The organism is uncultured Mailhella sp. (assembly GCF_947631555.1).
Taxonomy (GTDB): Bacteria; Desulfobacterota; Desulfovibrionia; order Desulfovibrionales; family Desulfovibrionaceae; genus Mailhella.
Genome location: NZ_CANRLT010000125.1, coordinates 1 through 4193, shown reverse-complemented (window position 1 = coordinate 4193; position 4193 = coordinate 1). Strand labels below are relative to the sequence as shown.

Genomic DNA, 4193 nt, shown 5'->3' with positions numbered 1-4193 from the left:
ACGCCCATGGTGGCGGACAGGGTCAGCAGGCCCACCATGATGGCGATACTGGGGACGATGGCGAAGCTGATGCTGGACTTGACCACGTTGTTGATGGTCTCCGCGGTGATCCCCAGCTCCAGGCAGTGGGCCCTGGCCTTGCGATAGCAGTACAAGGCGAAGATGACGATGGCCACGAGGCCGATGGCGATCAGCACGTACAGAAGGGGACTGTTTGCCAATGTTGCGCCGGTCATAGATACATTACCTCTTTTCTCTCAGATTTGGATTTATGGATTGTTGTCCGCCAGCCAGCGGATGGCGAAGTAGGAATAGGCCGCCGCGCCCAGGTGGAGGACGCTGTCGTCGAACACGGCCTTGGGGTGGTGCTGGGGATACTGGCAGCCGTCGCCGGTGCCGCCGGTGCTGAGGAACAGGCCGATGGTGGGCACCTGGACGCTGACGAAGGCGAAGTCCTCGCTGCCGCCGCCGATCTTGTTGCCGTTGCCGGTCATGGGGGGCAGGATGTGCTGGGGCATCAGCTCAGTGAGGTACTTCCTGGCCGCGTCGGACATGCTGTTGTCGGCGATCATGGGCGGGCAGGAGCCGGAGAACTCCACCACGGCCTCGGTCCGGAAGGCCTTGGCCGTGGCCTCGGCGATCTCGGCGATGCGCTTCTTGGCGAAGGCCACCATCTCCACGTCGCCGGTGCGGATGGTGCCCTGCATGACGGCGGTGTCGGGGATCACGTTGGCGGCCTTGCCGGCCTGGAAGATGCCGGGGGTGATGACCAGGAAGTCGCCGGGGGTCAGCTCGCGGGCGTGGATTTCCTGGAGGGCCAGGAGGATGTGGGCCGCCGCGGTGATGGGGTCGATGGACAGCTGGGGCATGGCCCCGTGGCCTCCCTTGCCCTTGACGGTGATGGTGAAGAAGTCGCTGGAGGCGGAGCCAGTGCCGCCCTCGGGGATCATGATGAAGCCCCGGGGAATGGGGGTGCCGGTCATGACGTGGAGCATCAGCGCCGCGTCCACGCCCTCCAGCACGCCGTTTTCGATCATGTCCTGGGAACCGGCCATGATCTCCTCCGCCGGCTGGAACATCAGCTTCACCTGGCCGGCCAACTTGTCCTCATATTTCTTGAGGAGCTTGGCCGCGCCCAGCATCATGGCGGTGTGCATGTCGTGGCCGCAGGCGTGCATCTGGCCCGGGGTCTGGGAGCGGTAGGGCACGTCCGCCTCCTCCTGGATGGGCAGCGCGTCCATGTCGCCCCGGATCAGCACGCACTTCTGGGCGGGCTTGCCCGCCGTCACCGTGAGGCCGGCCTTGCCGCACGCCTTGGGCTGGTAACCCATCTCCTCCAGCCGCGCTTTGACGAACGCCTTGGTGTACGTCAGGTCAAATCCCAGCTCAGGGTGCTGGTGGAGATCCCTGCGCCAGGCGGTGAGCTCCTCCTGGAGCGCCTGGGCGCTCTGCAGGAACTCGGTGCGAAAGTCTTCCATACGCATTACTCCTCTCTTCAATTTCGTATTCCTATTGAAAGGACGGGGACGGCGGGGAGGCGCGTGCAAAAACCGCTCCGAACCGCCGCGGGGTCCTCAAAAGGTGGTTTCAGGATCCAGGGGATAGATGGGCCGCCGGATCTTGTGGTAGGTCAGCAGACTGTAATCGGCGGTATGGATACCCGGGGGATTGGTGGTCACGATGGCCTTGGCCCGGGACTGGAAGAACGCGCGGAAATGGTTGGTGGACTTGACGCAGACGATGTCGTAGTCGTTGATGTCGGCCCCCGTCACCAGGAAGGGACGGTCGTCCAGCGTCTGGCCGGCCAGCAGGGAGGACACCACCACCTCCACCTGTCCGATGCGCAGGCGGGCGGTCTTCCCGTAGTTGAACGCCGCGCCCTGCATCATGGGGGAGACGCAGACGGCTTTGCCGTCGCTGAGGGCGCACACCAACGCGTCGCGGATCTCCACCGGGGCGCCATGGATCTGGTCGGTCTTGCCGCCCAGCAGCCCGGATACGGTGCCGCCCACACCGGCGGCGTGGGCCTTTTCGGCCATCTCCGGGTCGTGGAGGTATCCCAGGATGGAGCGGGGCACATCCCGGCGCAGCAGCTCCTGGAGCAGCCAGGTGCCGTCGCAGGGGCACCCGCCGCCGGGGTTGTCCGCCGCGTCATTGATGACCACATAGCCCTTGCCCGGCTTTTGCAACTCCTCCGCCGCCCGATCCAGGGCCTGGGCGGGGCTGAGGCACTCCACGTCCAGAGCGTGGCGATGGTCCCAGACCCAGCGGGCCAGCTCGTCCGCCGCGGCCTGGGCGTTCTGCCCCCGCTCCGCCACGACCACCACCGACGCGCCGGCGCAAGCCACGTCGGCGTAGGGGAATCCCTGGAAGAAGGTGGCGTCGATGAGGCCGTGCTCCTTGACGTAGGCCGCCACATGCTCCTTGAACTCCCGCATGGGCATGTCGAAGGTGTTGGCGTTGCAGAGGTTGGTGAACATGGGAATATGGGCCACCGCGGTCTCCGGGTGGATCTCCCCCCGGAGGATGCGGATAAGGCTCTTCATGGCCAGATAGCCGGCATCCGCCATATCCACATGGGGGTACTCCTTCAGGCCGAAGAGGCCGTCGGAGAGGCGGACCATGTCGTCGGTGATGTTGCCGTGGAGGTCCAGGGACACGGTGATGGGCATCTCGTCCCCCACGATCTCCCGGACCTTCTCCAGGGTATATGTCTCCAAATCGTCCACGCCCTCGGCTACGCCGGCGCCGTGGAGGCCCATGCAGATGCCGTCGGCCTCGTCCTTGTGCTGAGCGATGATGCCGCACATGGTGTCCATGGCGTAGTCCAGGGCCTCCTTTCGGATGACCGGCCCCGCGCCCATGAGGTTTACCGTGGGGATGACCTCCGCGCCCGCCTCCTGGGCGGCCCGGAGCATCCCGCCGATGTAGTAGCCGGGCACGTTCCGGAAATAGTTGAGCACGTCCTGTCCCACCGCCCAGCCGCTGGCCCAGCGCTGGAACGTGCCGATCTCCGAGGAGAAAGTGTTGGTCTCATTGCCGATGACGCCGAAAATGATCTTCACCGTGTCCACTTCCTTTCCGTCCTGCCGCCGGCCCGGTGCGTCCGGGGCCGCGGGCCCCTCCGGCCGCCGCCGGGCGCCGGAGGACAACTCTATGAAATTTATCAAACAGTTTACCACATATAGAGGTCAAACGCAAGAATAACTTTGCATTTTTTAACCGCTTTCTGCAACGACTTTTCGGGAGAAAATACAGGATTTGAATGACGTGCAGCATCTTCCGCCGAAGAAAAGTTTGTATATGAACATCTTTTTGTGCAATTACGGCACACGCAATACGACCGATGTTCCGAGGGGAGTGGCATATCGTTAAATATGATGAGTGGCTTCGAATGCTGTAGATTTCGGACTCAGCGCCCCACCTGCACGGGGATTCCGTGCAGGTGGGGCTACCGAAACGAAATATACAACGCGCTGACATCCTAAAAATGAAATAATTCTTCAATTTAAAATTGATTTCAGCAAATATAAGCCCGATGACTTGACTGTCATCGGGCTCTCAATTATTCATAAATGTAACATTTTTTCTTTGGTTTCATCAGAAATCAACTCTATAATTTTTTCCGCCAAACCGACTTCTAAACCGCCATCCTTTCCGCCATCCTGTCGGTTTGGAGTTTTAGGCTGACATATGAGGGCGCTTTCGAGCGCCGGGAAATATACTCTGATACTCAGATTTCTTCACCCATACCGTTACGCTCCTTCCGGGCAGTCAGTGACGGTATTGTAGCTATTGTAGATATTTTCCCTGTCGGCTCCGTCATCGGAAATAGCTCATTTTCCGTGCTCCTGCGACAACTCATTGAGTTCTCTCAAAGCGGAGATGAAATCCATAGGACATCCTGACTCGTCATCCATGAGCCACGGATTTAAAAACAGGTCCTCTCCTTTCCGGACCCACGCCCATGCCTCCTGGCGCTCCTCCGATGAGGCGTTCTTCTGCGCCAGGTATTCGATGACTTCTTCCTTACGATGTTGCCTGCCCGTTATAAGGCGCCTCTCGTGCTCCTGCGTCACCTCATTGGCTGCCCTCGAAGCGGAGATGAAGTCCATGGGCCATCCTGACTCATCATACATGGGCCACGGATTCTCAAACAGGTTCCGCCCCTGCCGGACCCACTCCCACACCTC

4 protein-coding genes are annotated in these 4193 nt (G+C 61.2%); all 4 read right to left on the bottom strand.

Features of this window, described 5'->3' with window-relative positions; all coding sequences use genetic code 11:
• A partial coding sequence (locus Q0Z94_RS11220) for a DUF5058 family protein (RefSeq protein ID WP_298069751.1) occupies positions 1-221 on the bottom strand: 221 nt, incomplete at its 3' end.
• Positions 222-269: 48 nt separating this feature from the next.
• Positions 270-1478: a M20 family metallopeptidase gene (locus Q0Z94_RS11215; RefSeq protein ID WP_298069749.1), complete on the bottom strand. Its 1209-nt coding sequence runs from the start codon at positions 1476-1478 to the stop codon at positions 270-272.
• Positions 1479-1574: 96 nt separating this feature from the next.
• A complete protein-coding gene (locus tag Q0Z94_RS11210; protein WP_298069747.1) occupies positions 1575-3065 on the bottom strand; it encodes a M81 family metallopeptidase in 1491 nt (496 codons plus the stop codon).
• A 771-nt stretch (positions 3066-3836) separates the two neighbouring features.
• Positions 3837-4193: hypothetical protein (locus Q0Z94_RS11205; protein WP_298069745.1), on the bottom strand; the 357-nt coding region annotated here is incomplete at its 5' end.